Origin of the sequence: Hydrogenophaga sp. NH-16 (assembly GCF_004006415.1) — a bacterium.
GTDB classification, from domain to species: Bacteria; Pseudomonadota; Gammaproteobacteria; order Burkholderiales; family Burkholderiaceae_C; genus Hydrogenophaga; species Hydrogenophaga pseudoflava.
Genome location: NZ_CP029344.1, coordinates 3,158,272 through 3,182,945 on the forward strand (window position 1 = coordinate 3,158,272; position 24,674 = coordinate 3,182,945).

Here is a 24,674-nt window from a genome sequence, read left to right on the forward strand (position 1 = left end):
CCGAACCCATGGAACTGAACCTGTACCGGGAGCTGCTGAACCTGCTCCCGGGAGACCCGCTGTTGTCTGGCGAAGTCACCGTGCAGCACGCCGACGGCACCGTCACCGTGGAGCTGCCAGGCGGCGGAGAGGTGCGCGCGCGGGGCGTGTTTGCGGCCGGCGATCGCGTGTTCGTGCGCGCTGGGGTGGTCGAAGGGCTTGCGCCGGACCTGCCGTTCGCCGAGATCGAGATCTGAAACCGAGAAAAAGGAGCATCTGTGCCTGAACCCGTCATCACGCCAGCAGCGGCCACCCTGGCGGCGGCGCCGCCCGCAGTCGCCATGCTTACCGCCTTTGGCGTCAACCTGGGCCTGCGGCCCGACGTGTTGGTCGCCGGCTTTGCTGGCGCGCTGGTCGCCATCGTGCTGCTGCACAGCGTGCCCAGCGATGGCGACACCTGGCAGCACCTGGTGCGCGCCACTGCGCGGCGCGTGGCCGTGGTGCTGGCCAGCAGCCTGGTGGCGGGCTACATCACCCCGCTGGCCCTGCTCATGGCGAACCTGCCCGACGCGCTGCTGCTGGCGGTGGCGTTCAGCGTGGGCGCTGGTGCTCAAAAGATCCTGCGCGGCGTCATCGACCGCATCAACCCGCCGATCACCAGCAGCGGAGGTGCCAAGCCATGAACCTGCTGCTGCAGATCCTGCTCGCGCTGTGCGCGCTGGTGGTGGTGGCCGAGGGCCTGAACAAGCTGGAGCGCGCCGCACCACGCGCCCCCGGCCTCACCCTGCGCCAGCGCATCAGCGAATGGCTCAAGGGCGCCGCCTGGTGCCTGCTGACGCTGGGCGGTGGCATCTACCTGGCCGCCGTGCTGCTGCAGGCGGCGGGCCTGTTCGATCTGCTGGCCCGCTGGGCCGGCCCCCTGGTGCTGGCCGGCTTCGCCGTCCTCATCGTTCGTACCCGCGTGAAGGAAGGATGACCATGCGACTCACCGCCCATTTCAGCCTGGCCGAGCTCACGGCCAGCAACAAGGCCGCCGCCCTGCGGATCGACAACACGCCGCCGGCGGACGTGCTGCGCCGCTTGCAGGGCACCGCCGAGATGCTGGAGCGCATCCGGTCCACCGTCGGCCGGCCCATCGTCGTCACCAGCGGCTACCGCTGCCCGCCGCTGAACCGGGCGGTGGGCGGTGTCACCAGCAGCGACCACGTCACCGGCCAGGCCGCAGACATCGTGGCGCCGGCGTTCGGCACGCCGTACCAGCTGGCCCGCCTGCTGGCGCCGCTGGTCAGCACCCTGGGCATCGGCCAACTGATCCTGGAGGGCGTCAAGGGCAAGCAGTGGGTGCATGTGTCCACACGCATCCCCGACAAGCTGTTCAACCGCGTCATCACCATTACCGACGCCGGCGCCCAGGTGGGCATACAGGTGCTGTCGTGAGCGGGCGAGACCGCGCGCCCGAGTCCGCCTGGCTGCTCGATGGGCTCGGCGCTGCCTTGCTGGTGCTGGGCGCGATGGCCGTCGGTGTGATCGGCGCCCTCGTGTTGCTGGCTGTTGGGGTGCCCGTATGAAGTGGCTCGGCAGCTTCATCACCGGCTTCGTGGGCCTTTTCACTGGTGGCGGCTTGACCGGCCTGGTCGCCACGCTGCTGCTGGGCGCGGCCATGGGCGCCTGGGGCGGCTGGAAGGTGCAGGGATGGCGCCACGCCGAACAAGCCCGGCAGATCGCCGAGCAGGCCGCCAAGGCCATCAAGGAAGCGCGCGCCGACGAGATGGTGCGCGTCAGAAACACCGAAAGGATCACCGATGAACAAGAACGACGCGCGGCGCGCACTGCTGCCCGCCTTGCTGCTTCTGAGCGCGCTGCTGCAGGCCTGCGCGACGAAATCCAGCGGCTTAACGCTCGACCAGTGCCCGAGGGTGCCGAGCTTGCCGCCATCGCTGGCGAAGCCCGTACCGCCCGAGACCTACTCGGAAGATGCGCCGAAGCGTATCGAAGGGTGGACGGACGAGCTCAGGCGCTCGGCGACCAGGTGAGCGGCCTGCAGGACTTCGTGTCCACGAGCTGCCGGGCAGGGCAGGGCGGACCGCCTGTCGACTGAGGTTCCGGTTTCGGCGGCTCACCGCGATTGAGAAAGAGCCGTCACCCACATTAGGAGTACCCACCCATGACCACCATGCGCGCCAAGTTCCAAGTCAGCAAGGTCGAGCGCTTCGCCTCTTGCGAAAACGTGCACTTTGTCGCTGTGCCCAAGCCGACCGGCTACCCGGCCGATGGCAGCGACGAAGACAACACCTACGCCAAGTTCAGCCCGTCGGCCAAGTGCGAGATCACCATCGCCAACCCGGCACTGTTCGGCAAGCTGAACCCGGGCGAGAAGTTCTACGTGGACTTCACACCCGCGGACTGATCAACAGACGCCACTGTTGTCTCCTCGTCGGGTGGCGCAATCAGCTCCCGACGCTTCGCCCGCCGGCCCTTCACGGGGTCGGCGGGCTTTTTTGCGTTCTGGCACCATGCTGCCATGCAAGACGAACCGAACGGCATACTGCCGCTGATCCTGGGCGATGTGATCGGCCGCACCTCGCGAGAGATGCTGCCAACGCCAAGCGCTGGCCAGCCTGCCGAGCAGGTGGTGGAGGTCGACTCCGGCCGCCCGCATGGCCTGGTGCGCATCAAGTACCGGCTGATGCGGCACCGGCACGGCAAGTCGGAGAACTGGTTCTGGACGGCCGTGCACGCTGAGCGTGTCGATGCATGAAAAAAGAAGCCCGGACTGGCCGGGCTAGAACCAAAGGCTGTCACTGCCTTGGAGGAGCACGCAGTATCTCCGGCAGCGCTCCGAAGCGCATCCCCATTCCAATGGAAACCGCGGGAATGAACATCCTGGAGAGGGCAGAAACACTAGGCCACGAAAGCCCTCAGAATTCCCACGACTCAGCCCGCAGGCCCCGGAAACACTGGATTGCTGCCTCAGCTTGTGATTCCTGTTGTCGTGGGTTCGAGTCCCATCAGCCACCCCAAAAATATATGAACAAAGCCCGGTGTTTGCCGGGCTTTGTCGTTTCAGGCTCCTGGTGGACCCGCTGGGTCAGTTCACCAGCACCAGCTTTCCTTTGACCGAACGCGAACCCATGATGGCGTAGGCCTTGGGCAGGTCCTTCATCGGCAGCGTCTGGTCGATCACCGGCTTGATCTGGCCCTTCATGTACATCGTGGCCAGCGTCTGCATCATCTGGGCGTTGGCCTTGGGTTCGCGCTTGGCAAAGTCGCCCCAGAACACGCCCACAATGCTCGCGCCCTTGAGCAGCGACAGGTTCAGCGGCAGGCTCGGGATCGGGCCGCTGGCAAAGCCCACCACCAGATAGCGGCCGCGCCAAGCGATGGAGCGGAAGGCCGGCTCGGCGAAGTCGCCGCCGACGGGGTCGTAGATCACGTCGGGCCCTTTGCCTCCGGTCAGCCGCTTGATTTCGTCGCGCAGCGTGGTCTGCGGTGTGTGCACGCTGTAGTTGATGGTTTCGTCGGCCCCCAGCTGCCTGCACAGGGCGCACTTGTCGTCGCTCGACGCGGCGGCGATTACCCGTGCCCCGGCGGCTTTGGCGAGCTGGATTGCGGCCGTGCCGACGCCTCCGGCGGCACCCAGCACCAGCACCGTTTCTCCGGCCTTGAGCTGGGCGCGGTCCACCAGCGCGTGCTGCGAGGTGGCGTAGATCATGATGAAGGCGGCGGCATCCACCGGCGGGAAGCCCGGTGGCAGCGGCATGCACAGCGCCGCGGGCGCGAGCGTATGGGTGCCGAAACCGCCGGTGCCGCTCAGGCAGGCAACGCTCTGGCCCACCTGCAGATGCGTCACGCCTTCACCCACCGCGCGAACCACTCCGGCGTACTCCGAGCCAGGCACGAAGGGCAGCGGTGGCTTCATCTGGTACTTGTTCTGGACGATCAGCAGATCGGGAAAGTTCAGGCTCGCTGCCTGGATCTCGATCAGCACCTCGCCCGCTCCGGGTTCGGGGGTGGGCAGTTCTTTCCAGGTCAGGGCGTCCACGCCCACAGGGTTTTCGCAAAGCCAGGCTTGCATCGGTCGTCTCCGGAGTTGTCAGGGTCGATGCATGATAGGCAGTGCCACGCACGATGGGCGTCACCTGTGCGGCCCCATGTCCCGGGCGTGACCCGGGGCGGGCCGCCTAAAATCCTGCCAATGAAAATTCTCATCTCCAACGACGATGGTTACCAGGCGCCCGGCATCGTGGCCCTGTACGAGGCGCTCAAGGGCCTGGCCGACGTGGAGGTGGTGGCGCCGGAGCACAACAACAGTGCCAAGTCCAACGCGCTGACCCTGCACTCGCCGCTGTACGTGCACCGCGCGTCCAACGGTTTCCGCTATGTGAACGGCACCCCTGCCGACTGTGTGCACATCGCGCTGACCGGGCTGCTGGGCTACCGGCCCGATCTGGTGGTGTCCGGCATCAACAACGGCGCCAACATGGGGGACGACACCATTTACTCTGGCACCGTCGGAGCGGCCATGGAGGGCTACCTGTTCGGCATCCCTGCCATCGCGTTCTCCCAGACGGAGCGCGGCTGGGCACATCTGGACGTGGCTGGACAGAAGGCCGCCGAGCTGGTCAGACACCTGCTGCCGACGCTGCCGTCCGGTGGCGACGCGGGTCGGCGACAGGCTCCGTGGCTGCTGAATGTCAACATTCCTTGCCGCCCGGCCGAGCAGATCCGGGGCTTCAAGGTCGCCCGCCTCGGGCGCCGCCACGCGGCCGAGCAGGTGATCACGCAGACCAACCCCCGCGGTGAAACCATGTATTGGATCGGCAGCGCCGGTCCGGCCAAGGACGATGCCGAAGGCACCGACTTTCACGCCACGGCGCAGGGCTTCGCCAGCATCACGCCGCTGCAGGTGGACCTGACCGACCACGAGCGCCTCTCTTATTGGGTTCCGACGGCGGCCGCCTTGGGCGCTGGGACGCCATGAAACGGACAATTCCAACTTCGCCGGCCACGAGCGCTTCCACTGTCCCCGCCTCCGGAAGGCCCCGGCCGGCATTTCCCGCTCGCCTGGACACAGGGCCGGTGGTATCGGTCAACAGGCCGGGCGTCCCGTCGGCGGTGCAGGGCCGCAGCCCGGCTCCCATGGCTGCGACCACGGCCCCCCGCGGTGTCGGCATGGATTCGTTGGCAGTTCGTCTGGCCATGGTGCGCAAGCTGCAGGCCCAGGGCATTTCCTACCCAGGCGTGCTGGGGGCCATGCAGATCGTGGAGCGGCACCGCTTCGTGGACACCGCGCTGGCCAACCAGGCATATGAAGACACCAGCCTGCCGATCGGCCTGGGGCAGACCATCTCCAAGCCCAGTGTGGTGGCGCGCATGCTGGAGTTGCTGTGCCAGGGCAGGGAGGGCCGCATTGGCCGGGTGCTGGACATCGGAACCGGGTGTGGCTACCAGGCTGCGGTGCTGAGCCATCTGGTGCAGGAGGTCTACAGCATCGAGCGGCTGCGGGCGCTGCACGAGAAGGCGCGCGAGAACCTGCGGGCCTTCCGGCTGGCCAATGTCCACCTCCTGTTTGGCGATGGCATGGCGGGCTATGCGCAAGGCGCGCCATACGCCGGCATTGTGGCCGCCGCAGGTGGGAACGATGTGCCGCAGGCCTGGATCGAACAGCTCGCGGTGGGGGGGCGCCTGGTGGCACCGGCGGTGACCGACTCGGGCCAGCAGCACCTGATCGTCATTGAGCGCCATGCTCACGGATTCACACGTTCTGTATTGGAACCGGTGCTCTTCGTGCCCCTAAAATCAGGCGTTTCGTGAAACCTTTCGGCCGACACGTGGCTGGCGAGTGTTTCGTAGAGGCAGTGCCCGGGTGGAAACGGGCCTGACATCAGGCAGGAAACAGGAATGAACAAGCGGGATTTCGATAGACAGCCAGTGCGCACGCAGCGCATCTCGTGGCGCGGTGTGGCCCTGTGGACCCTGATGGGGGGACTGGTGCTGACGGCCGGATGCTCCGCGCGGCGACTGAGCCAGCCCGCACCGGTCGAGGACCGTTCCGGCGCGGCGCGGCCGTCCGAAGGCAAGCCCTTGCCAGGTGCGGAGAACGCGGGCAAACCGGGTTACTACACCGTGCGCCCCGGCGACACCCTGTACCGGATTGCACTGGAGGCCGGCCAGGCACCGCGCGACGTGCAGGCATGGAACAACCTGACCAACCCCAACCTGATCGAAGTCGGTCAGGTGCTGCGGGTGGCCCCGCCCGTATCGGGCACCGCCCCCACAGCGACGGGTGTGACCGCTGCGCCGGTGGCCACGCCGGGCGTGGTGGCACGGCCCCTGAACACGCCCCCTGCATCGGGCACGCCGGGTGCAACACCCACGGCGCCGACCGCTGCCACACCCGCGCCGGCCACCGAGCCCGTTTCTGCCGGTGCCGACGACGTTGCATTTGTGTGGCCTGCCCAGGGCGCAGTGGTCGCTTCTTTCGATGAGGGCAAGAACAAGGGCGTGTCCATCAGCGGTCGTCTGGGCGATCCGGTGCTCGCTGCCGCCGACGGGCGCGTGGTGTATGCCGGCGCCGGTTTGCGCGGCTATGGCAACCTGATCATCCTCAAGCACAACAACACCTTCCTCACGGCCTACGCCCACAACCAGGCCCTGCTGGTGCGCGAGGACCAGACCGTGAAGCAGGGACAGCGCATCGCCGAGATGGGCAGCAGCGACGCCGACCGCGTCAAGCTGCACTTCGAGGTGCGCCGCAACGGCAAGCCTGTCGATCCGGTGGCCTACCTGCCCAAGCGCTGAGCTGGCCGGTGCATGGCCTGGCCGGTTCTCGTTTTTGACATCGAGTCGATTCCGGATGTCGACGGGTTGCGCGCGTTGCGGGGTGCGCCTGCCGATGCCACCGATGCCCAGGTCTACGAGGCCTGGCTGAACGAGCGCAAGGACAAGGGCCAGAGCGATTTCGCACCGCTGCACCTGCAGCGCGTGCTGGTCATCAGCGTGGTGTTCCGCAACGCCGAAGGCCTGCGCGTGCACTCCTTCGTCGACCGCGACGGCCAGGGTGAAGGCCGGGTCATCCAGACCTTCTTCAACAGTATCGAAAAGCACCAGCCGCAGCTGGTGAGCTGGAACGGCGGCGGCTTCGACCTGCCCGTGCTGCACTACCGCGGACTGCGCCACGGCGTCGAGGCCAGCAAGTACTGGGATATGGGCGAGGACGACCGCGAGTACAAGTGGAACAACTACATCAGCCGATACCACATGCGCCATCTGGACCTGATGGACCTGCTGGCGATGTACAGCCCCAAGAACAACGCGCCTCTGGACGCGCTGGCCAAGCTGTGCGGCTTTCCCGGCAAGCTGGGCATGGACGGCTCGCAGGTCTATCCGCAGTACCTGGAAGGCCGGCTGGAGGACATCCGCCGCTACTGCGAAACGGACGTGATGAACACCTATCTGGTGTACTGCCGTTTCCAGAAGATGCGTGGCGGCCTCACGGAGGCCGAGTACGAGCAGGAAATCGCGTTCGTGAAAGAGACGCTGGGGCGGATGGCGCCCGCTGAGAGCCACTGGCAGGAATACCTCGCCGCCTGGGCCTGAGACAATCGGGGCATGAGCCAAGACAGCCCCACACAACAAGATCCCCACACCCCCATGTCGCCCTCCGCCGGTCTGTCCGAAGGCCAGCTGTTTGTCGAGTCGCTCGACATCGAGGCGCAGGGCATCGCCCACCGGCCCGACGGCAAGGTCGTGTTCATCGACGGCGCGTTGCCGTTCGAGATCGTCAGCGCCAAGGTCCATCGCAAGAAGAACAACTGGGAAGCGGCGACGCTGACCGAGATCCACCGCGAGTCGCCCCAGCGCGTCACGCCCGGCTGTCCGCATTTCGGTCTGCACGAAGGTGCGTGCGGTGGCTGCAAGATGCAGCACCTGCATGCCAGCTCGCAGGTGGCCATCAAGCAGCGCGTGCTGGAGGACAACCTCTGGCATCTGGCCAAGGTCAAGGCCGAAACGCTGCTGCGCCCGATCGAAGGGCCGGCCTGGGGCTACCGCTACCGCGCGCGCCTGTCGGTGCGCTTCGTGCACAAGAAGGGGGTGGTGCTGATCGGTTTCCACGAGCGCAAGAGCCGCTACGTGGCCGACATGCAGGTCTGCCGTGTGCTGCCTCTCCACGTGAGCAACCTGCTCATGCCCTTGCGCGAGCTGATCTACGGCATGGACGCGCGCGAGACCTGCCCGCAGATCGAACTGGCCTGCGGCGATGACGTGACCGCCCTGGTGCTCCGGCATCTGGAGCCCCTGAGCGACGACGATCTGGCCCGGCTGCGCGCCTTTGGTCAGCAGAACGGCGTGCAATGGTGGTTGCAGCCCAAGGGCCCTGACACGGTCCGGCTGCTGGACGAGGGCGGACCGCAGCTGAGCTACCGCCTGCCCGAGTTCGGCATCACCATGCCGTTCAAACCGACCGACTTCACGCAGGTCAATCCGCACATCAACCGGGTGCTGGTGGCGCGTGCGCTGCGCCTGCTGGATGCGCAAAAGAGCGAGCGCGTGATCGACTGGTTCTGCGGTCTGGGCAACTTCACCCTGCCGATTGCCACGGGCGCCGGCGAGGTGCTGGGCATCGAGGGCAGCGAGGCGCTGGTGGCGCGCTCGTGTGAGAACCTCGCGTTCAACCAGCAGGGGCGTCCGTCACCGCTGGCGCCCACGACCTTCGTGGCGCGCAACCTGTTCGAGATGACGCCCGAGATGCTGGTGGCCGATGGGGTGGCGGACAAGTGGCTGGTCGACCCGCCGCGGGAGGGCGCGTTTGCGCTGACCAAGGCGCTGGCCGACCTGCACCAGCAGCCGGAGCTGCGCGCTGGCTGGACACCGCCCCGGCGCATCGTCTACGTGAGCTGCAACCCGGCCACGCTGGCGCGCGACGCCGGCCTGCTGGTGCACCAGGCGGGCTACCGCTGCACGGCGGCGGGGGTGGTCAACATGTTCCCGCACACAGCACACGTCGAAAGCATGGCGGTGTTCGAGCTGCCCTGAGGCTCAGCCGGTCTCGGTGTGGGCCCAGGGCGTCAGGATCTTTGGGTTTTGGCGTCGCCGGACGACCTGGTGGCCGGGGTCTTGTCGGCCGCCTTCTTCCCGGCGGATGGCTTCGCATCACCCGAAGCGTGTTCGTCCGGGGCCGCGGTGTCTTCGTGTTCGACGACCTCTTCGCCAGTGGGCGACTCGATGGCAGACGGCATGCCGACGATCTGGTTGTCGCGCATGTACTGGTCCATTTCCTTCCAGCCCGCAAACACGGCGGCCTTGCCAGCCTTGGGGTTGGCCTTGAAGCAGTCCTCGATGCTGCGGATCGCGTGTCGGCAGGCGCTGCCGATGGCGTGGGCCTCGGCCTGCTTGCGCTCGGCCAGCTGGGAGGCACTTTCGATGCCCAGTGCGTCGCAGCCGGCCAGCAGGGCGGAGCAGAGGCAGAGGGGCAGGGCAAGGTGTCGCATGGTGCTTGAACGGGGTGTGTCTTCGTTTTCGGCCGGGCGGACGGGAACTTGAGCGCGCGCAGGCATGAAAAAGGGGACCCGGAGGTCCCCTTGAGTCGAATGTGCAGTCCGACGGATCAGTCGTCACCGCCCATGATGCCGAACAGCGCCAGCAGGTTCTGGAACACCGCGAAGATGTCGATGAACAGCTGGGTGGCGGCCACGATGTAGTTGGTCTCGCCACCGTCGACGATGTTCTTCACGTCGTAGAGCATGTACAGGCTGAAGACCAGCGTGCTCAGGGCGGTCAGGGCCAGCATCATGGCCGAGCTGCCGATGAAGATGTTGACCACGGCCGCGATCAGGATGGCGATCATGCCGGCGAACAGCCAGCGGCCCATGCCGCTGAGGTCGCGCTTGATCACGGTGGCCAGCGTGGCCATGGTGAAGAACACGCCGGCCGTGCTGGCGAAGGCGGCCATCACCAGCGTGGTGCCGTTGCCCATGCCCAGCACCATGCCCAGCAAGCGCGAGAGCATCAGGCCCATGAAGAAGGTGAAGGCCATCAGGATGGCCACACCCGCGCCGGAGTTGCGGAAACGGTAGATCGCGAACTGGAAGGCCATCATGCCGCCGATGAACAGCACCATGCCGACGATGCCGCCGAGGTTGCGGGTGATGCCGGTGCTCACGCCGATCCAGGCGCCCAGCACGGTCGGAAGCAGGCACAGGGCCAGCAACCAGTAGGTGTTGCGCAGCACCTTGTTGCGTTCGGCGCTGAGGGCGCCGGCAGTGCCTTGGTATTGGGTGAAGTCGGTCATGGTCTCTCCTGGTGGTTGGCGGAACGCCGCTTGCGGCGAATTGTAGGGCGGCGCTCGTTGGTGTGTGGAATGTGCTGCCAGGCCACCGCGTGGTGAGAACAGTTTTGATCGCCAGTTCTGCAATGAACGCGTTATCGTTCGCCCTTCATTCCATTTTCCGCAGGATTGCCTTCATGAAAACCAAAGCCGTGCTCGAACTCGCCGATGTCAAGGCCATTGCCGCCGCTGCCGAAGCCGAAGCCATGAAAAACCAGTGGGCCGTCACCATTGCCATCGTCGACGACGGCGGTCATCTGCTCTGGCTGCAGCGCCTGGACGGCGCGCCGGCGATGTCCTCGCACATCGCACCGGCCAAGGCCCACACGGCTGCGCTCAGCCGCAAGGAGAGCAAGGTCTATGAGGACGTCATCAACCAGGGCCGCACCTCGTTCCTGAGCGCGCCGACGATTCAGGGCCTGCTCGAAGGTGGGGTGCCGGTGATCAAGGATGGCCAGTGCATCGGCGCGGTGGGCGTCAGCGGTGTGAAGTCCAGCGAGGACGCGCAGATCGCCAAGGCAGGCATCGCTGCAATCGGCCTGTGATCTGAAAAAACGCCTGGCTAACGGGGCCTTCGGCCCCCTGGCTGGCGAAAAACGACGCTCGGGGAATTGCTCATACCCCGGGTCGCCCCACGATTGAAGAAAGCGTTCTGGTCGGGTCGCTCACTTGGTCAGGATGAGCTTGCCCTGACGGGTGGTCTGCAGGCGGTAGACCGCGCCGTTGTGTTCGATGGCCACCTGCGACCGGCCCTGCAGCACCGACTGGCTGCTGAGCACGGGCGCAGCGGTCGAGGCGGACGCCGGTGCTGGGGCCGTGACCGGGCTGGTCGCCACGGGAGTGGAGGCGGTCGGACGGTTCATGGCTGTGCGGGCTCCGTGATGAAACCGATCTTGCGCACGCCCGCGCGTTGGGCGCTGGCCATGGCCAGTGCCACGCGCTCGTAGCGCACGTCCTTGTCGCCGCGCATGTGCAGCTCGGGCTGCGGCTCCATGGCCGCGATCTGCGACAGGCGGGTGTTCAGCTCTGCGTCGGCGATGGGCGTTTCGTTCCAGTAGTAGGCGCCCGAGGCGTCGACCGACAGGCGCACGTTCTCCGGCTTGTCGACCAGCTTTTCATTGCTGGCGCGGGGCAGGTCGACCTTGACCGCGTGCTTGATGACCGGCACGGTGATGATGAAGATGATGAGCAGCACCAGCATGACGTCGATGAACGGGATCATGTTGATCTCCGCCATCATTTCGTCGCTGTCGTCCTGGGTTCCGATGGCCATGGGGACTCCTTGATCAGGCCTTCTTCATCGGCAGCACCTTGGCGTCGGCGCCGGAGCTGACGCGGGCACCGGTGACGAAGTAGGCGTGCAGGTCGTGGGCGAAGCGGTTGAGCTTGTGCAGGATGGCCTTGTTGCCGCGCACCAGGGCGTTGTAGCCCAGCACCGCGGGGATGGCGACCAGCAGGCCCAGGGCCGTCATGATCAGCGCCTCGCCGATCGGGCCGGCCACCTGGTCGATGCTGACCTGGCCCGCGGCGCCGATGCCCAGCAGGGCGTGGTAGATGCCCCAGACGGTGCCGAACAGGCCCACGAAGGGTGCGGTGGAGGCGATGGAGGCCAGCACCGTCAGGCCGCTCTGTGCCTTGGCGACGTGGTCGTCCAGCGTGCGGCGCAGGCAGCGCTCGATCCAGTCGCTCACGTCCAGGCTGTCGTGCAGCTGCGGGACCTGGCGGCCGTCCTTGTGCAGGATGTGGCGCTGTGCCTCACGGCCTTCGACCGCCAGGGCGCGGAAGGGGTTGTTGTCGGCGGCACCGAGCTTGTCCAGCCCCTCGGCGAAATCGGCGCTGTGCCAGAAGCCTTCGCTGGCCTTGGCCTGCTGGCGCTGGGCGCGCTGGTCCAGCACCTTCCAGAGAATGATGATCCAGGTGGCCAGCGACATGACCAGCAGCACCAGGGCGACGGTGCGGGTGACGGCGTCGCCTTGCGACCAGACGTGGGCCAGGCCCGAGCTTGCGAGAGGAGTGTCCATGAAAGATTCTGAGAAGGCGGAGGGTTGACGACGGTCAGTCTTCGAGACGGAAATCGATGGGAATCAGGTACGACATGGCTTCGGGAACGCCGGCCCGTTTGCCTGGTACATAGCGCCAACGCAGCACGGTCTGGACGGCGGTTTCGTCCAGGCGCGGAAAGCCGCTGGATTTCTGGACTTCGGCGCGGGTGGCGATGCCGTCGGTGCTGATGTGGACACGGACCACGACACGGCCCTGCTCCCGCAGCCGCTTGGACATCTGCGGGTAGGGCGGTGGCGGGTTGTTCAGGTAACTGGCGTCGCTGGAGGGCAGTTCCACCTTGGGCGGGGCTGGTGGCGCGACGGGAGCGGCCGCCACCGGTTCGGTGACCGCCGGCTGGGGTTCGGGTGGTGCGCTGACCACGCCCGTGGGCGCTTCGGGCACTGGAGCCGGGTCGGGAACGGCCAGCGGCATCGGGGCCTGTTTCACCGTGCGCTGCACCGGCGCCACCGGCTTCGGGGCCGGCTGTGGCTTGGGCGGGGTGGGCTCCGGCGCGACCAGGGGCTGGGGCGGCTCGATCAGCTCGGCCATCACCGTCACGGGCACCACCAGTTCCACGGCGCGGCGCAGCAGACCGGCCTGCAGGGCCCAGAGGCCCAGCACGTGAAAGCCGATGACGGCGGCCACGATGAACAGACGGCGGTCCATGGGAGCTGGGTTGGAACGTGCCTTGCGTGCTTTGCCGGCAGACGTTGCCGGAGGGACGGGAAGGCCAAGAGCGGCGGAACTCATAGTGTAGGTGTCGTCGGAACGGAGCCGGTCCTTGTCAGGGGCGGAACACCCACCACAGAGCGCCCAGAAGCAGGGCAAGGCTGACGAAGAGGGTGGTCAGGGTTCCGGTCATGGTGAGCTCTCTGGTGAAGGCGTTGGGCCGAAAAACGATGTCTTGATTATAAATGAGAATGGTTCGTATTCTATTGATGAGGAAAAATTTTTGTGCTCACGAGCGCGGCTGCAGATGCGCGGGTCCCAGTGCATCGAGCGTGCGGCAGCCGCACAGCGCCATGGCGATCTCCAACTCGTCGCAGATCAGGCGCAGCACCTGGGCGACACCCGTCGCACCGGCGTTCGCCAGCCCGTGCAGCACCGGTCGCCCGACCAGCACGGCGCTGGCACCCAGCGCCAGCGCCTTGAGCACGTCGGTGCCGCGGCGCACGCCGCCATCGACCAGCACGGGCACGTGACCCTCCACCGCGGCCACGACCTCGGGCAGCAGGGTGGCGGTGGCGGGCAGGGTGTCCAGGGTGCGCCCCCCATGGTTGGAGACGATCACGCCGCTCGCGCCGTGTTCGACTGCCAGATGGGCGTCGTCCGGGTGGGTGATGCCTTTGAGCAGGATGGGCAGCCGTGTGACCGAGCGCAGCCAGGTCAGGTCCTCCCAGGTTGGGGTGTGTTCCGCCAGGCCACCACAGAGGCCAGGGCCACCAGTCGCCATGGCAACGCCCTCAGGCAGGTTGACCGCCGCCACCCCAGGGGGCAGCTGGAAACCGGTGCGGCGCTCCTGGTCGCGGCTGCCCTGCACGGGGGCGTCCACCGTGAGCACGAGGGCCTCGTAGCCGGCGGCCTCGGCGCGCGCCAGCAGCGACTGCGTCAGGCTGCGGTCGGGCTGCAGGTAGAGCTGGAACCACAGCGGTCCGCGGGCGGCCTCGCCGTGGGCGAGGCGGGCGACTTCTTCCATGGGCACCGAGGCCTGCGTGCTCAGCACATAGCCCAGCCCCATCACCGCCGCCGCCAGTGTGCTGGCCCGTTCACCCTGTGGGTGTGCCAGTCGCTGGTAGGCCATGGGGGCCACCAGCAGCGGGTGGGCCAGTTCCCGACCGAGCAGCGTGCGGCGCGTGTGGCCGCCGGCGAGCGGACACAGCACCCGGGGGCGCAACTGCAGGCGCTGCCAGGCGGCGCGGTTGTCACGCAAGGTGATCTCGTCGGCGGCCCCACCGCAGAGGTAAGCCCAGATGTCTGGTGCCATGCGCTCTTTCGCAAGGCGTTCGTGGTCTTCCAGCGTGACGGGCTCGGTCATGTTTCTGCCCACATGCGCAGCAGGTTGTGGTACGTCCCGGTCAGGCCCGTCGTTTCGGTGGTCTCGCCGTGGCGCTGGCGCAGTGCGAGCAGGTTCATGTCGAGTTCGTAGAGCAGGCGGCGCTGTTCGTCGCTGCGCACCATGCTCTGCACCCAGAGGAAGCAGGCCAGGCGCTCGCCGCGCGTGACCGGTGTGACCTGGTGCAGGCTGGTGCCGGGGTAGAGCACGGCGTGGCCGGCGGGCAGCTTGACGCCGCGCGTGCCGTAGGTGTCGCTGACGGTGAGCTCGCCGCCGTCGTACTCGCCGGGGTCGTTCAGGAACACGGTGCAGGAGACGTCGGTGCGCACGTACTCGGTGCCGGCGGCCGTGGCCTTGAGGCGCACGGCGTTGTCGATGTGGTTGCCGTAGGTGTTGTGTTCGCCACCGTAGCGGTTGATGCGCGGGGTGAAGATGCGCAGCGGCAGCGCGGCGCTGAAGAACTGGGCGGAGCGGTTCAGGCCGCCCAGCACCATCTGCCGGATGCGGGTCGCGGCTTCGCAGTCGTGCGGCAGCTGCTGGTTGTTCTTGACGGTGAGCGCCTGCGGGCCGGCGCTGTCGCGGCCATCGGCCCAGGGGGCGCTGCGCAGCAGGGCGCGCGCGGTGCGGATGTCGTCGGGCGACAGGATGTCGGGCAGGGTCAGCAGCATCGTGGGATCTGTCGTGGTCTTTCAGCGGAAAAGCCGCCCGGCTTGCGCGGGGCGGCGGTGGGTTCGGCGCGGTGTGGGCGTCAGAACTTCAGGCTGGCGGTCACCTGCAGCGTGCGACCGGCACCCGGGATGTAGTGCGCCGGGTAGAGCTGGTCCGCGTAGAGCTTGTCGGTGGCGTTGGCCAGGTAGGCCTTGATCGACAGGCGCTCGAAGTCGAACGTGTACTCGGCCATCAGGTCGACGGTGGTGTAGGACGGCACCTTGAAGGCCACGCGGGTCGGGCTCTGGGCGCTGCGGAAGTTCAGGCCGGCACCCATGCGCAGGCGCGGGGTGACCTGGTAGGTGCTCCACACCGTGCCGCTGTGCTCGGGCGTGAGAGCCGGGCGGTCGCCGGGGCGCTCGCCGATCGCGCCTTGCGCGCACTGGCCATTGGCCGGGCAGGGCGCGGCCTTGTCGACGCGCGCCACCGGCAACCACATGTAGGAACCGTAGACCTCCCACTGGGGGGTCAGGCGGCCGGTGATGTCGGCCTCAAAACCAGCCACGTGTCGCTTGCCGCTGAGCACCGTGACCGGCAGGTCCGGGTCGGTGTTGCGCTCGTTGGTCTTGGTCGAGCGGAAGATGGCCAGGCGGGTGGAGAAACGCTTGTCCGTCGAGTCGAGCTTCGCGCCGAGTTCGAGGTTGACGCTCTTTTCCGGATCGGTGTCGGCGTTGGAGGCGCTCAGCGAGTAGGCGTCGCCCGAGGTGTTGAACGAGGAGCCGGCGGACACGTGGAAGGAGTGCAGCGGCGTTGGTTGGAACAGCGCACCGATGCGCGGGCTGAACTCCGAGACATGCATCCGGTACTTGGTGGCCGTGACCGGGCCGGGGGCTGCGTCCGGGATGGCGTTGATGTCGTAGTCGCCGTTGAGGTTGTCGTAGCGCACGCCGCCGACGACCTTCCAGGCCGGAGCGACCTGGATCACGTCCTGCACGTAGGCACCGACGCCGGTCGCGACGTAAGCGTTGTTCACGCGCAGCACGCGGCTGGCTTCGTTCACCGAGGCGCCGTCGTCCGGGGTGCCGACGGTGGTTGTGGGCTTGGTGATGGTGACGCCACCCTGCGCGGCCGAGCGCGCGGCGTAGACCGTGCGCTCCTCGCGGGAGACATCGACACCGGCGATCAGCTCGTGCTTCACGCCCAGCGCGTCGAACTTGGTGCTGAAGTCCGACTGCGCCTGCACCGAGTCGAGCTTCTGGATCTTCAGGTGGGTGCCGCGGGTGAGCACGGTGCCGGGGCCGAAGTTGTCCAGGCTGACCGAGGTCGGGCAGTTCGGGTTGGTGATGGCGCCGGTCTGCTGGTTCACGCCCTGCGTGCAGAAGCGGATCGCACCCGAGCGCAGATCGCGGTCGAACTTGCCCACGCGCACCTGGGTCTTGAGTTCGCTGTCGCGGCTGAAGCGGTGGGTGTGGGCCAAGCCGGCGATGGTGGCGCTGGAGTCGTTGTAGTCGCTGGCCAGGCCGTAGTTGGTGTCGGGGTCGACCGGCAGCAGCGTGCGGTCGCTGGAACCGCGGGCCGGGGCAATGAACGGCATGCCGTAGTTGACACCGTTGTTGTTGTCCAGGTGGTAGAGGCTGGCGAGGAATTCGTCGCGCTCGCCGATGCCAGTGCGGTAGGCCACCGCCATGCCGCGCTTGTCCAGGCTGGCGCCGCTGCCGTTGTTGTCGGCCTTGGTGGCCATGGCGTTCAGGCGCAGCGCGGAGCTTTCGCCGGTCATGATGTTGAAGTCGCCCGTGGCGCGCACGTACTTGTGGTTGCCCAGGGTGAGGTCGACCTGGTGCTCGTCGATCAGCCGGGGCACCTTGGACACCTGGTTGACGGCGCCGCCGGTGGAGCCACGGCCGAACAGCATCGAGGCCGAGCCGCGCAGCACTTCCATGCGGTCCATGGCGAAGGTGTCGCGGTCGTAGATCGCGGGGTCGCGCATGCCGTCGATGAACAGGTCGCCGGTGGCCTGCAGGGCGAAGCCGCGCAGGCGGATGTCTTCCTCGCCACCCTCGGCGGCCAGGAAGGTGATGCCGGCGGTGTTCTTGAGCGCTTCCTTGACGGTGTCGAGGTTGCGGTCGTCGATCAGGCGTTCGGTCACGACCGTGACCGATTGAGGGATGTCGCGCAGCTGCTGCTTGCCCTTGCCGATGGTGGTCTCGGTGGCCTGCAGCGCGTCCTTGCCTTCAGGGGCCAGGGCCTTTTCGCGCACGACCACGGTGGGCAGTTGCTTGTCTTCGCTGGCGGGAGCGGTCTGGGCCAGGGCGCCAAAGGAGCTGGCCAGCAGCATGGCACCCAGGGGCAGCATCACGCCGGAGGCGGCTGGCAGGTTGGCGGATGGGGCGGGGAGGGGGCGGCCGGCACGGGCGCGCAGGTTCTTGCGACGTTGGGACATGGAAGCTCGGGTCGAACAGGTTGTCGGCTGGCTTCAACGCAAGGCGCTGTGGCTGGCTGGATCGCCGATGATATTGCAAACAAAAACGATTCTCAATAAAGTCTTTACCCGGCAGACATTTTTTGCGCTATTTGTAGCAAGCAGTCCACAGCATCCGAGCCTGTCGACGGGGTGGGTGATTGCTGCACAGCAGCAGAAACTATCGGCCTCATGTAAACTATCAATGCGGAAAATTGATAGATGTCGACTATGATTTATCCCGTCGCGATATCCATCGCTTCCCGTTTCCGATTCCCTTCAACCTCTTCACAGGAAAAACCATGTCCATGATCAACGCGCTGTCCATCATCAACACGCAAGTGCAGCCCTTCAAGACCACCGCCTTCGTCAACCGCACGGGCAAGGGCGAGTTCATCGAAGTGACCGAGAAGAGCCTGCAGGGCAAGTGGTCCGTGCTGATCTTCATGCCGGCCGCCTTCACGTTCAACTGCCCGACCGAGATCGAGGACGCCGCCGACAACTACGCCGAGTTCCAGAAAGCCGGCGCCGAGGTCTACATCGTCACCACCGACACCCACTTCTCGCACAAGGTGTGGCACGAGACCAGCCCCGCCGTGGGCAAGGCCAAGTTCCCCCTGGTCGGCGACCCGACGCACCAGCTGACCCGCGCATTCGGCGTGCACATCGAAGAAGAAGGCCTGGCCCTGCGCGGCACCTTCGTGATCAGCCCCGAAGGCGTGATCAAGACGATGGAAGTGCACTCCAACGAAATCGCCCGCGACGTCAAGGAAACCGTGCGCAAGCTCAAGGCCGCCCAGTACACCGCCGCCAACCCCGGCCAGGTGTGCCCCGCCAAGTGGAACGAAGGCGCCAAGACCCTGGCCCCCTCGCTGGACCTGGTCGGCAAGATCTGATCCCCGCTGAGTGTTGAGCGTCGGGCGTTCGGCGGCTATCCGCCGAGCGCCCTTCACCCAACGCTTCGCGCACAACGCACCACATTCAAGGAGTCCACCATGCTCGACGACACCCTCAAAGCCCAGTTGCAGCAGTACCTCGGCATGCTGCGCCAGCCCATCACGCTGATCGCGTCGCTGGACGAGAGCGACACCGGCGCCGAGATGCGTGAGCTGTTGCAGACCATTGCCAGCCTGTCGAACAAGGTCACGCTGGACACCTCGGGCAACGACGCTCGCAAGCCGTCCTTCGTGATCGCCCGCGCCGGCGAAACCACAGGCGTGCGCTTCGCCGGCCTGCCGCTGGGCCACGAGTTCACCTCGCTGGTGCTGGCGCTGCTGTGGACCGGTGGCCACCCGCCCAAGGTCGAGCAGGAGGTGATCGACTCGATCAAGTCGCTCGACGGCGAGTACAGCTTCGAGGTCTACATGTCCCTGACCTGCCACAACTGCCCGGACGTGGTGCAGGCGCTGTCGCTCATGGCGATCGTCAACCCGAAGATTCGCACCGTGGTGATCGAGGGTGGCGCCTTCCAGCAGGAAGTGACCGAGCGCGAGATCATGGCCGTGCCCATGGTGTTCATGAACGGCCAGGTGTTCGCCTCCGGCCGCATGACCGTGGAAGAGATCGTCGCCAAGCTCGACACGAAGTCGGGTGAGCGCGAAGCCGCCAAGCTCAACGCCAAGGACGCCTACGACGTGCTGATCGTCGGCGGTGGCCCGGCCGGTGCCGCGGCGGCCGTGTACGCGGCCCGCAAGGGCATCCGTGTGGGCATCGCAGCCGAGCGCATGGGCGGCCAGGTCAACGACACCATGGCCATCGAGAACTACATCTCGGTGCTGGAAACCGACGGCCCCAAGTTCGCCGCCGCGCTGGAGGCCCAGGTGCGTCACTACGAGGTGGATGTGATGAACCTGCAGCGCGCCGACAAGCTGATCCCTGCGAGCGAGCCGGGTGGCCTGGTGCAGGTGCAGATGGCCAATGGCGGCGTGCTCAAGGCGCGCAGCGTGATCCTGTCCACCGGCGCGCGCTGGCGCAACGTCAACGTGCCGGGCGAGCAGGAATACAAGAACAAGGGCGTGGCCTACTGCCCGCACTGCGATGGCCCCCTGTTCAAGGGCAAGCGCACGGCGGTCATCGGTGGCGGCAACTCGGGCGTGGAAGCGGCCATCGACCTGGCCGGCATCGTCCAGCACGTCACGCTGATCGAATTTGCCGACCAGCTCAAGGCGGACGCGGTGCTGGTGAGCAAGCTCAAGAGCCTGCCCAACGTGACCATCCACGTGAACGCGCAGACGACCGAGATCACCGGCGACGGCAGCAAGGTGAACGGACTGAAGTTCAAGGACCGCGTGGGTGGTGAAGAACAGCTGGTTCCACTCGAAGGCGTGTTCGTGCAGATCGGCCTCGTGCCCAACACCGAGTTCCTCAAGGGCACGGTCGAACTCAGCCGCTTCGGCGAGATCGTGGTCGATGCGAAGGGCCACACCAATGTGGAAGGCGTGTTCGCCGCGGGCGACTGCACCACGGTGCCCTACAAGCAGATCGTGATCGCCGCGGGCGAGGGCGCCAAGGCCGCGCTCAGCGCGTTCGACCACCTGATCCGCACCCCCGTGCCGGCCGAGATGGCGCCGGCCTGAACCTCACAACCAGGGCGTCGTTGGGGGAAAAGAAAAAAGGGCCACAGCATGAGCGGTGGCCCTTTTCCATGACAAGGTCAGAAACTCAGTGACCCGATGCGCCCGATGCACCGATGCCGGTCTCGGAGCGAACCTGCTGGGCCACGAAGCCCGCGCGGTCCTTCTTGGCACGCGCGCTGTTGTCCAGGATGGAGAACAGCCAGATGCCGACGAAGCCGATGGTCATGGAGAACAGCGCGGGCGAGGTGTAGGGGAACAGCGCCGAGCCCTTGGGGTTGCCCAGCGTGGCTTCCCACACCGAGGGCGACACGACGGTCAGCGCGACCGACGAGATCAGGCCCAGGAAGCCGCCGATCACCGCGCCCTTGGTGGTGCAGTCCTTCCACAGCACGCTCATGAAGAGCACCGGGAAGTTGGCCGAGGCGGCAATCGCGAAGGCCAGCGACACCATGAAGGCGATGTTCTGCTTCTCGAAGGCAATGCCCAGCACCACGGCGATGATGCCCAGTGCAATGGTGGTCATCCGGGACACGCGCAGCTCGTCGGCACTGTTGGCCTTGCCCTTCTTGATCACGGTGCCGTAGATGTCGTGCGACACGGCCGAGGCGCCCGAGAGCGTCAGGCCGGCCACCACGGCCAGGATGGTCGCGAAGGCCACGGCCGAGATGAAGCCCAGGAACACGTTGCCACCCACGGCGTTGGCCAGGTGCACCGCCGCCATGTTGTTGCCACCCAGCAGGCCGCCCTTGGCGTCGAGGAAGTCGGGGTTGGTCAGCACGAAGGTGATGGCGCCGAAGCCGATGATGAAGGTCAGCAGGTAGAAGTAGCCGATCCAGCCGGTGGCCCACATCACGCTCTTGCGCGCTTCCTTGGCCGAGGGCACGGTGAAGAAGCGCATCAGGATGTGGGGCAGGCCGGCGGTGCCGAACATCAGCGCCATGCCGAAGCTGATGGCAGAGATCGGGTCCTTCACGAAGTTGCCGGGGCCCATGATGGACTGGCCGGCCGCAGCGGCTTCTTCGGACGTCTTGCCCGCCGCGCTGGCCAGGCCCGCCTTGATCTCGACCGACTTGGCGAACATCGCCTCGGGGCTGAAGCCGAAGTGCCACAGCACCATGAAGGCCATGAACGAGGCGCCGCCCAGCAGCAGGCAGGCCTTGATGATCTGCACCCAGGTGGTGGCTGTCATGCCGCCGAACAACACGTAGACCATCATCAGCGCGCCGACGATGATCACCGCGATGTAGTACTCCAGGCCGAACAGCAGCTTGATCAGCTGGCCCGCGCCCACCATCTGGGCGATGAGGTAGAAAGCCACCACGACCAGCGTGCCCGAGGCCGCGAAGATGCGGATGGGCTTCTGCTCGAAGCGGAAGGCGGCCACGTCGGCGAAAGTGAACTTGCCCAGGTTGCGCAGGCGCTCGGCCATCAGGAAGGTGATGACCGGCCAGCCGACCAGGAAGCCGATGGAGTAGATCAGGCCGTCAAAACCCGAGGCCATCACGGCCGCCGAGATACCCAGGAAGGACGCTGCCGACATGTAGTCGCCTGCGATGGCCAGACCGTTCTGGAAGCCGGTGATGCCGCCTCCGGCGGTGTAGAAATCGGCGGCGCTCTTGGTCTTGGCGGCGGCCCACTTGGTGATGAACAGCGTGGCCACCACGAACAGCGCGAACATGGTGATCGCGGTCCAGTTGGTGGCCTGTTTTTCGGCCTGGCCGAGATCGGCCCCCGCAGCCAGAGCGGCGGCAGAAACGGCGAACAGCGAGGCGAGGGTCAGGGCGGGGCGCAGCAAGGTGCGGGTGTTCATTTGTGCACCTCGGTGATGATGGCGTGGGAGAGGTCGTCGAACTCGCTGTTGGCGCGGCGGACGTAGATCGCGGTGATCACGATAGTGAACAGGATCACTCCGAAACCGACGGGGATGCCCACCGTCATGACGCCTTCACCCAGGCGCTGCGACAGCCACTCCTTGTTGAAGGCCACCAGCAGGATGAAGCCGTAGTAGACGATCATCATTGCGGCGGTCAGCCACCAGCCGAAGCTGGAACGCTTGCGCCTGAGTTGCTGGTATTTGGGGTTGTCCAGGATGCGCTGGACCATCTTGTCTTCCATGGAGTCCTCCTTTGGATGGAAACGCTCCGCAGGCTAAGTGGACCCTCTTACCTAGGACTTACCCTTGGATTACAGCAGCTGACGGGCCGCAGCAATTTAGCTGTAAGGAATCGCAACCAAAGTCCGCCGCGTAGTACTTGGGAAAGCCCTTTTTCGGGTACACACAGCGTGGCGGCGTCAGCCGTCGAAACTGCAAACGCATCACTTAGAGGAGACAACTTTCATGAGTAGTGAAAGCAACGCGAAGGCCTATTGGTCTGCAACGCTGGGACTGCTGACCAAGGTGCTGGTCATCTGGTTCGTCGTGTCCTACCTGGCCGGCATCATTTTTGCCAGCGCGCTCAACAGCATCAAGCTGGGCGGCTACCCCCTGGGCTTCTGGTTCGCCCACCAGGGATCCATCTACATCTTCATCGCGCTGATCTTCTGGTACGCGAAGAAGATTGGTGACATCGATCGCAAGTTCGGCATGCAAGAAGACTGATCAAGAGGACATCACACCATGGATCTTCAAACCCTGACCTATGTGGTTGTGGGCGCAACCTTTGCGCTCTACCTCGGCATTGCCTTCTGGGCACGTGCCGGCAGCACCTCCGAGTTCTACGTGGCCGGTGGCGGCGTGCACCCCATCACCAACGGCATGGCCACGGCGGCCGACTGGATGTCGGCCGCTTCGTTCATTTCGATGGCCGGCCTGATCTCCAACATGGGCTACGGCGGCGCCGTGTTCCTGATGGGCTGGACCGGTGGCTACGTGCTGCTGGCCTGCCTGCTGGCTCCGTACCTGCGCAAGTTCGGCAAGTTCACCGTGCCCCAGTTCATCGGTGACCGCTACTACTCGCAGACGGCGCGTACCGTGGCCGTGGTCTGCCTGCTGGTGGCCTCCACCACCTACATCATCGGTCAGATGACCGGTGTGGGCGTGACCTTCTCGCGCTTCCTGGGCGTGTCCAGCGAAACCGGTATCTACATCGGCCAAGCCATCGTGTTCTTCTACGCGGTGTTCGGCGGCATGAAGGGCATCACCTACACCCAGGTGGCCCAGTACATCGTGCTGATCCTGGCCTACGTCATCCCGGCGATCTTCATCTCCCTGAACCTGACCGGCAACTTCCTGCCGCAGTTGGGTCTTGGCTCTGACCTGGCTGGTACCGACGTGTCCCTGCTGGCCAAGCTGGACCAGGTGGTGACCGATCTGGGCTTCAGCCAGTACACGACCGCTTCTGCCGGTTCCATGCTGAACATGTTCTGCTTCACGCTGTCGCTGATGATCGGTACCGCCGGTCTGCCGCACGTGATCGTCCGCTTCTTCACCGTGCCCAAGGTCTCTGACGCCCGCATGTCGGCCGGCTGGGCCCTGGTGTTCATCGCCCTGCTGTACACCACGGCCCCCGCCGTCGGTGCCATGGCCCGCCTGAACCTGATCGGCACCGCCAACACCGCCGTCGGTATCGGCGCTGGCCCGGATGGCCAGATGGTCGTGAAGGCTGATGTGGTCAAGGCCAACGCCGACCTGTTCGCCGCCGAAGCCAGCCTGAAGTACGAAGACCGCCCGGAGTGGATGAAGCGCTGGGAAAAGACCGGCCTGCTGAAGTTCGAAGACAAGAACGGTGACGGCCGCATCCAGTACTACAACGACGCCACCAAGAACGAAGCCGTCAAGGGCAAGGCCGAAGCCGCCGGCTGGAAGGGCAACGAGCTGACCGTGAACGCCGACATCATCGTGCTGGCCAACCCGGAAATCGCTCAGCTGCCCAACTGGGTGATCGCCCTGGTCGCCGCCGGTGGTCTGGCCGCCGCGCTGTCCACCGCCGCCGGTCTGCTGATGGCCATCTCCTCTGCCGTGTCGCACGACCTGATCAAGGGTTCCATCAACCCGAACATCAGCGAGAAGAACGAACTGCTGGCAGGCAAGATCTCCATGGCCGTGGCCATCGTGATCTCGGGCTGGCTGGGTCTGAACCCGCCGAGCTTTGCGGCCGGTACCGTGGCCCTGGCCTTCGGCATCGCTGCCTCGTCGATCTTCCCGGCCATCATGATGGGTATCTTCAGTAAGTCCATCAACGACAAGGGCGCCAGTGCCGGCATGCTGGCAGGTCTGTTCGTGACCCTGTTCTATGTGTTCGCACACAAGGGCCTGTTCTTCATCAAGGGCACCGAGTTCCTGAACCTGGTTGGCGGCAACAACGGCTTCTTCGGCATCTCGCCGGAAGGCATTGGCACCGTGGGCGCCCTGGTGAACTTCATCGTGGCTTACCTGGTGAGCAAGGCCACCAAGCCGGTGCCGGCCCACATCGCCGAGCTGGTCGAATCCGTTCGCGTGCCCAAGGGCGCCGGCGGTGCTGTGGCCCACTGATGGTGTGAGCGACACCTGCAGGGGATGAGCATCCCCTGACCGGAAGCCCCGTTGGGTGACCAACGGGGCTTTTTTTATTGAGAGAATCCCAACAAGGGTGCAGTCCGCACCCGGCCTAT

Annotated in this window: 31 protein-coding genes; 19 read left to right on the top strand and 12 right to left on the bottom strand. The window is 66.1% G+C overall.

Annotation, left to right across the window (positions count from 1 at the left end):
- Nucleotides 1-8 precede the first annotated feature (8 nt).
- From DD542_RS15190 to DD542_RS15220, 8 genes are all read left to right on the top strand, one after another.
- On the top strand, nt 9-236 hold the full coding sequence (locus tag DD542_RS15190; protein WP_127806224.1) for a hypothetical protein: 228 nt from the start codon (nt 9-11) through the stop codon (nt 234-236).
- A gap of 21 nt (nt 237-257) precedes the next feature.
- Nucleotides 258-662, top strand: coding sequence for a hypothetical protein (locus DD542_RS15195; protein WP_127806225.1), 405 nt, complete (start codon nt 258-260; stop codon nt 660-662).
- Nucleotides 659-955: a hypothetical protein gene (locus DD542_RS15200; protein ID WP_127806226.1), complete on the top strand. Its 297-nt coding sequence runs from the start codon at nt 659-661 to the stop codon at nt 953-955. Before DD542_RS15195 ends, DD542_RS15200 begins: the two co-directional genes overlap by 4 nt.
- A 2-nt stretch (nt 956-957) precedes the next feature.
- Complete coding sequence (locus DD542_RS15205) at nt 958-1,416, top strand: D-Ala-D-Ala carboxypeptidase family metallohydrolase (protein ID WP_206610676.1); 459 nt, start codon at nt 958-960, stop codon at nt 1,414-1,416.
- On the top strand, nt 1,413-1,547 hold the full coding sequence (locus tag DD542_RS24220; protein WP_277750657.1) for a hypothetical protein: 135 nt from the start codon (nt 1,413-1,415) through the stop codon (nt 1,545-1,547). The genes DD542_RS15205 and DD542_RS24220 overlap by 4 nt, the downstream gene beginning before the upstream one ends.
- On the top strand, nt 1,544-2,077 hold the full coding sequence (locus tag DD542_RS15210) for a hypothetical protein (RefSeq protein WP_127806228.1): 534 nt from the start codon (nt 1,544-1,546) through the stop codon (nt 2,075-2,077). The genes DD542_RS24220 and DD542_RS15210 overlap by 4 nt, the downstream gene beginning before the upstream one ends.
- A 66-nt stretch (nt 2,078-2,143) precedes the next feature.
- Nucleotides 2,144-2,386 (top strand): hypothetical protein, encoded by a 243-nt coding sequence (locus DD542_RS15215; protein WP_127806229.1) that lies wholly within the window; start codon nt 2,144-2,146, stop codon nt 2,384-2,386.
- Nucleotides 2,387-2,500: 114 nt separating this feature from the next.
- Nucleotides 2,501-2,737 carry a hypothetical protein gene (locus tag DD542_RS15220; RefSeq protein ID WP_127806230.1) on the top strand — a complete coding sequence of 79 codons (237 nt, stop codon included), beginning with the start codon at nt 2,501-2,503 and terminating at the stop codon, nt 2,735-2,737.
- 330 nt (nt 2,738-3,067) lie between these two features.
- On the opposite strand, the gene DD542_RS15225 is transcribed toward DD542_RS15220, so the two are convergent.
- Nucleotides 3,068-4,054, bottom strand: a complete 987-nt coding sequence (locus DD542_RS15225) for an NADPH:quinone oxidoreductase family protein (RefSeq protein WP_127806231.1) — start codon at nt 4,052-4,054, stop codon at nt 3,068-3,070.
- Between the two features lie 120 nt (nt 4,055-4,174).
- Here DD542_RS15225 and surE point away from each other — a divergent pair, with 120 nt between their 5' ends.
- The 5 genes from surE (at nt 4,175) to rlmD (ending at nt 9,015) form a co-directional block, all read left to right on the top strand.
- The gene (gene surE, locus DD542_RS15230) at nt 4,175-4,960 is read left to right on the top strand and encodes a 5'/3'-nucleotidase SurE (protein WP_066154658.1); all 786 of its coding nucleotides are present in this window, start codon (nt 4,175-4,177) and stop codon (nt 4,958-4,960) included.
- A gap of 158 nt (nt 4,961-5,118) precedes the next feature.
- A complete protein-coding gene (locus DD542_RS15235; RefSeq protein ID WP_241559569.1) occupies nt 5,119-5,793 on the top strand; it encodes a protein-L-isoaspartate(D-aspartate) O-methyltransferase in 675 nt (224 codons plus the stop codon).
- A gap of 165 nt (nt 5,794-5,958) precedes the next feature.
- Nucleotides 5,959-6,780 carry a peptidoglycan DD-metalloendopeptidase family protein gene (locus DD542_RS15240; protein WP_241559804.1) on the top strand — a complete coding sequence of 274 codons (822 nt, stop codon included), beginning with the start codon at nt 5,959-5,961 and terminating at the stop codon, nt 6,778-6,780.
- A 12-nt stretch (nt 6,781-6,792) separates the two neighbouring features.
- Entirely contained in the window at nt 6,793-7,578 is a 786-nt protein-coding gene (locus DD542_RS15245; protein ID WP_066154655.1) for a 3'-5' exonuclease, read from the top strand.
- Between the two features lie 54 nt (nt 7,579-7,632).
- Nucleotides 7,633-9,015, top strand: coding sequence for a 23S rRNA (uracil(1939)-C(5))-methyltransferase RlmD (rlmD, locus tag DD542_RS15250; RefSeq protein WP_127807409.1), 1,383 nt, complete (start codon nt 7,633-7,635; stop codon nt 9,013-9,015).
- 32 nt (nt 9,016-9,047) lie between these two features.
- Here rlmD and DD542_RS15255 read toward each other — a convergent pair whose 3' ends face one another.
- Nucleotides 9,048-9,470, bottom strand: a complete 423-nt coding sequence (locus DD542_RS15255) for a hypothetical protein (RefSeq protein ID WP_206610678.1) — start codon at nt 9,468-9,470, stop codon at nt 9,048-9,050.
- Between the two features lie 116 nt (nt 9,471-9,586).
- Nucleotides 9,587-10,270: a Bax inhibitor-1 family protein gene (locus DD542_RS15260; RefSeq protein WP_079366082.1), complete on the bottom strand. Its 684-nt coding sequence runs from the start codon at nt 10,268-10,270 to the stop codon at nt 9,587-9,589.
- A gap of 173 nt (nt 10,271-10,443) precedes the next feature.
- Between DD542_RS15260 and DD542_RS15265 the strand changes: the two genes are divergently transcribed.
- A complete protein-coding gene (locus tag DD542_RS15265; RefSeq protein ID WP_066154645.1) occupies nt 10,444-10,851 on the top strand; it encodes a heme-binding protein in 408 nt (135 codons plus the stop codon).
- Nucleotides 10,852-10,971: 120 nt separating this feature from the next.
- Here the strand turns inward: DD542_RS15265 and DD542_RS15270 are convergent, their stop codons facing one another.
- From DD542_RS15270 to DD542_RS15300, 7 genes are all read right to left on the bottom strand, one after another.
- A complete protein-coding gene (locus DD542_RS15270; RefSeq protein ID WP_066154642.1) occupies nt 10,972-11,169 on the bottom strand; it encodes a hemin uptake protein HemP in 198 nt (65 codons plus the stop codon).
- On the bottom strand, nt 11,166-11,579 hold the full coding sequence (locus tag DD542_RS15275; RefSeq protein ID WP_066154639.1) for a biopolymer transporter ExbD: 414 nt from the start codon (nt 11,577-11,579) through the stop codon (nt 11,166-11,168). The genes DD542_RS15270 and DD542_RS15275 overlap by 4 nt, the downstream gene beginning before the upstream one ends.
- A gap of 13 nt (nt 11,580-11,592) precedes the next feature.
- Nucleotides 11,593-12,327 carry a MotA/TolQ/ExbB proton channel family protein gene (locus DD542_RS15280; RefSeq protein WP_066154636.1) on the bottom strand — a complete coding sequence of 245 codons (735 nt, stop codon included), beginning with the start codon at nt 12,325-12,327 and terminating at the stop codon, nt 11,593-11,595.
- 34 nt (nt 12,328-12,361) lie between these two features.
- Entirely contained in the window at nt 12,362-13,015 is a 654-nt protein-coding gene (locus DD542_RS15285; RefSeq protein WP_127806234.1) for an energy transducer TonB, read from the bottom strand.
- Between the two features lie 292 nt (nt 13,016-13,307).
- Complete coding sequence (locus DD542_RS15290) at nt 13,308-14,384, bottom strand: alpha-hydroxy acid oxidase (protein WP_127806235.1); 1,077 nt, start codon at nt 14,382-14,384, stop codon at nt 13,308-13,310.
- Nucleotides 14,381-15,070 carry a Fe2+-dependent dioxygenase gene (locus DD542_RS15295; RefSeq protein WP_127806236.1) on the bottom strand — a complete coding sequence of 230 codons (690 nt, stop codon included), beginning with the start codon at nt 15,068-15,070 and terminating at the stop codon, nt 14,381-14,383. The genes DD542_RS15290 and DD542_RS15295 overlap by 4 nt, the downstream gene beginning before the upstream one ends.
- Before the next feature lie 80 nt (nt 15,071-15,150).
- Nucleotides 15,151-17,490 carry a TonB-dependent siderophore receptor gene (locus DD542_RS15300; RefSeq protein WP_241559570.1) on the bottom strand — a complete coding sequence of 780 codons (2,340 nt, stop codon included), beginning with the start codon at nt 17,488-17,490 and terminating at the stop codon, nt 15,151-15,153.
- Between DD542_RS15300 and DD542_RS15305 the strand changes: the two genes are divergently transcribed.
- The 3 genes from DD542_RS15305 to ahpF all read left to right on the top strand — a co-directional run bounded on the left by DD542_RS15305 (nt 17,489) and on the right by ahpF (nt 20,084).
- Nucleotides 17,489-17,743, top strand: a complete 255-nt coding sequence (locus DD542_RS15305; RefSeq protein ID WP_127806237.1) for a hypothetical protein — start codon at nt 17,489-17,491, stop codon at nt 17,741-17,743. The two genes, DD542_RS15300 and DD542_RS15305, sit on opposite strands and share 2 nt — an antisense overlap.
- 85 nt (nt 17,744-17,828) lie before the next feature.
- Nucleotides 17,829-18,404, top strand: a complete 576-nt coding sequence (ahpC, locus tag DD542_RS15310) for an alkyl hydroperoxide reductase subunit C (RefSeq protein ID WP_066154756.1) — start codon at nt 17,829-17,831, stop codon at nt 18,402-18,404.
- A gap of 99 nt (nt 18,405-18,503) precedes the next feature.
- The gene (ahpF, locus tag DD542_RS15315) at nt 18,504-20,084 is read left to right on the top strand and encodes an alkyl hydroperoxide reductase subunit F (protein WP_127806238.1); all 1,581 of its coding nucleotides are present in this window, start codon (nt 18,504-18,506) and stop codon (nt 20,082-20,084) included.
- An 85-nt stretch (nt 20,085-20,169) separates the two neighbouring features.
- On the opposite strand, the gene DD542_RS15320 is transcribed toward ahpF, so the two are convergent.
- Both DD542_RS15320 and DD542_RS15325 read right to left on the bottom strand, forming a co-directional pair.
- Nucleotides 20,170-21,894, bottom strand: coding sequence for a cation acetate symporter (locus DD542_RS15320; RefSeq protein WP_066154620.1), 1,725 nt, complete (start codon nt 21,892-21,894; stop codon nt 20,170-20,172).
- A complete protein-coding gene (locus DD542_RS15325; RefSeq protein WP_066154617.1) occupies nt 21,891-22,199 on the bottom strand; it encodes a DUF485 domain-containing protein in 309 nt (102 codons plus the stop codon). Before DD542_RS15325 ends, DD542_RS15320 begins: the two co-directional genes overlap by 4 nt.
- A gap of 223 nt (nt 22,200-22,422) precedes the next feature.
- On the opposite strand from DD542_RS15325, the gene DD542_RS15330 reads away from it, so the two are divergent.
- Together DD542_RS15330 and DD542_RS15335 are read left to right on the top strand one after the other, a co-directional pair.
- Complete coding sequence (locus DD542_RS15330) at nt 22,423-22,683, top strand: DUF4212 domain-containing protein (RefSeq protein WP_066154614.1); 261 nt, start codon at nt 22,423-22,425, stop codon at nt 22,681-22,683.
- A gap of 18 nt (nt 22,684-22,701) precedes the next feature.
- A complete protein-coding gene (locus tag DD542_RS15335) occupies nt 22,702-24,555 on the top strand; it encodes a sodium:solute symporter family protein (protein WP_066154609.1) in 1,854 nt (617 codons plus the stop codon).
- The last annotated feature ends 119 nt before the right edge of the window (nt 24,556-24,674 follow it).

Excerpts from the sequence above, each read along its gene's own strand:
- DD542_RS15235 (WP_241559569.1), top strand. The coding sequence starts at position 5,119 with ATGGCTGCGACCACGGCCCCCCGCGGTGTCGGCATGGATTCGTTGGCA.
- DD542_RS15285 (WP_127806234.1), bottom strand. The coding sequence starts at position 13,015 with ATGGACCGCCGTCTGTTCATCGTGGCCGCCGTCATCGGCTTTCACGTG.
- DD542_RS15305 (WP_127806237.1), top strand. The coding sequence starts at position 17,489 with ATGGAAGCTCGGGTCGAACAGGTTGTCGGCTGGCTTCAACGCAAGGCG.
- DD542_RS15270 (WP_066154642.1), bottom strand. The coding sequence starts at position 11,169 with ATGAACCGTCCGACCGCCTCCACTCCCGTGGCGACCAGCCCGGTCACG.
- DD542_RS15275 (WP_066154639.1), bottom strand. The coding sequence starts at position 11,579 with ATGGCCATCGGAACCCAGGACGACAGCGACGAAATGATGGCGGAGATC.
- DD542_RS15215 (WP_127806229.1), top strand. The coding sequence starts at position 2,144 with ATGACCACCATGCGCGCCAAGTTCCAAGTCAGCAAGGTCGAGCGCTTC.
- DD542_RS15205 (WP_206610676.1), top strand. The coding sequence starts at position 958 with ATGCGACTCACCGCCCATTTCAGCCTGGCCGAGCTCACGGCCAGCAAC.
- DD542_RS15335 (WP_066154609.1), top strand. The coding sequence starts at position 22,702 with ATGGATCTTCAAACCCTGACCTATGTGGTTGTGGGCGCAACCTTTGCG.
- DD542_RS15290 (WP_127806235.1), bottom strand. The coding sequence starts at position 14,384 with ATGACCGAGCCCGTCACGCTGGAAGACCACGAACGCCTTGCGAAAGAG.
- DD542_RS15190 (WP_127806224.1), top strand. The coding sequence starts at position 9 with ATGGAACTGAACCTGTACCGGGAGCTGCTGAACCTGCTCCCGGGAGAC.
- rlmD (WP_127807409.1), top strand. The coding sequence starts at position 7,633 with ATGTCGCCCTCCGCCGGTCTGTCCGAAGGCCAGCTGTTTGTCGAGTCG.
- DD542_RS15295 (WP_127806236.1), bottom strand. The coding sequence starts at position 15,070 with ATGCTGCTGACCCTGCCCGACATCCTGTCGCCCGACGACATCCGCACC.
- DD542_RS15330 (WP_066154614.1), top strand. The coding sequence starts at position 22,423 with ATGAGTAGTGAAAGCAACGCGAAGGCCTATTGGTCTGCAACGCTGGGA.
- DD542_RS15220 (WP_127806230.1), top strand. The coding sequence starts at position 2,501 with ATGCAAGACGAACCGAACGGCATACTGCCGCTGATCCTGGGCGATGTG.
- DD542_RS15325 (WP_066154617.1), bottom strand. The coding sequence starts at position 22,199 with ATGGAAGACAAGATGGTCCAGCGCATCCTGGACAACCCCAAATACCAG.
- DD542_RS15240 (WP_241559804.1), top strand. The coding sequence starts at position 5,959 with ATGGGGGGACTGGTGCTGACGGCCGGATGCTCCGCGCGGCGACTGAGC.
- DD542_RS15320 (WP_066154620.1), bottom strand. The coding sequence starts at position 21,894 with ATGAACACCCGCACCTTGCTGCGCCCCGCCCTGACCCTCGCCTCGCTG.
- DD542_RS15255 (WP_206610678.1), bottom strand. The coding sequence starts at position 9,470 with ATGCGACACCTTGCCCTGCCCCTCTGCCTCTGCTCCGCCCTGCTGGCC.
- DD542_RS15300 (WP_241559570.1), bottom strand. The coding sequence starts at position 17,490 with ATGTCCCAACGTCGCAAGAACCTGCGCGCCCGTGCCGGCCGCCCCCTC.
- DD542_RS15260 (WP_079366082.1), bottom strand. The coding sequence starts at position 10,270 with ATGACCGACTTCACCCAATACCAAGGCACTGCCGGCGCCCTCAGCGCC.
- DD542_RS15265 (WP_066154645.1), top strand. The coding sequence starts at position 10,444 with ATGAAAACCAAAGCCGTGCTCGAACTCGCCGATGTCAAGGCCATTGCC.
- DD542_RS15210 (WP_127806228.1), top strand. The coding sequence starts at position 1,544 with ATGAAGTGGCTCGGCAGCTTCATCACCGGCTTCGTGGGCCTTTTCACT.
- DD542_RS15245 (WP_066154655.1), top strand. The coding sequence starts at position 6,793 with ATGGCCTGGCCGGTTCTCGTTTTTGACATCGAGTCGATTCCGGATGTC.
- DD542_RS15280 (WP_066154636.1), bottom strand. The coding sequence starts at position 12,327 with ATGGACACTCCTCTCGCAAGCTCGGGCCTGGCCCACGTCTGGTCGCAA.
- DD542_RS15225 (WP_127806231.1), bottom strand. The coding sequence starts at position 4,054 with ATGCAAGCCTGGCTTTGCGAAAACCCTGTGGGCGTGGACGCCCTGACC.
- surE (WP_066154658.1), top strand. The coding sequence starts at position 4,175 with ATGAAAATTCTCATCTCCAACGACGATGGTTACCAGGCGCCCGGCATC.
- ahpF (WP_127806238.1), top strand. The coding sequence starts at position 18,504 with ATGCTCGACGACACCCTCAAAGCCCAGTTGCAGCAGTACCTCGGCATG.
- DD542_RS15200 (WP_127806226.1), top strand. The coding sequence starts at position 659 with ATGAACCTGCTGCTGCAGATCCTGCTCGCGCTGTGCGCGCTGGTGGTG.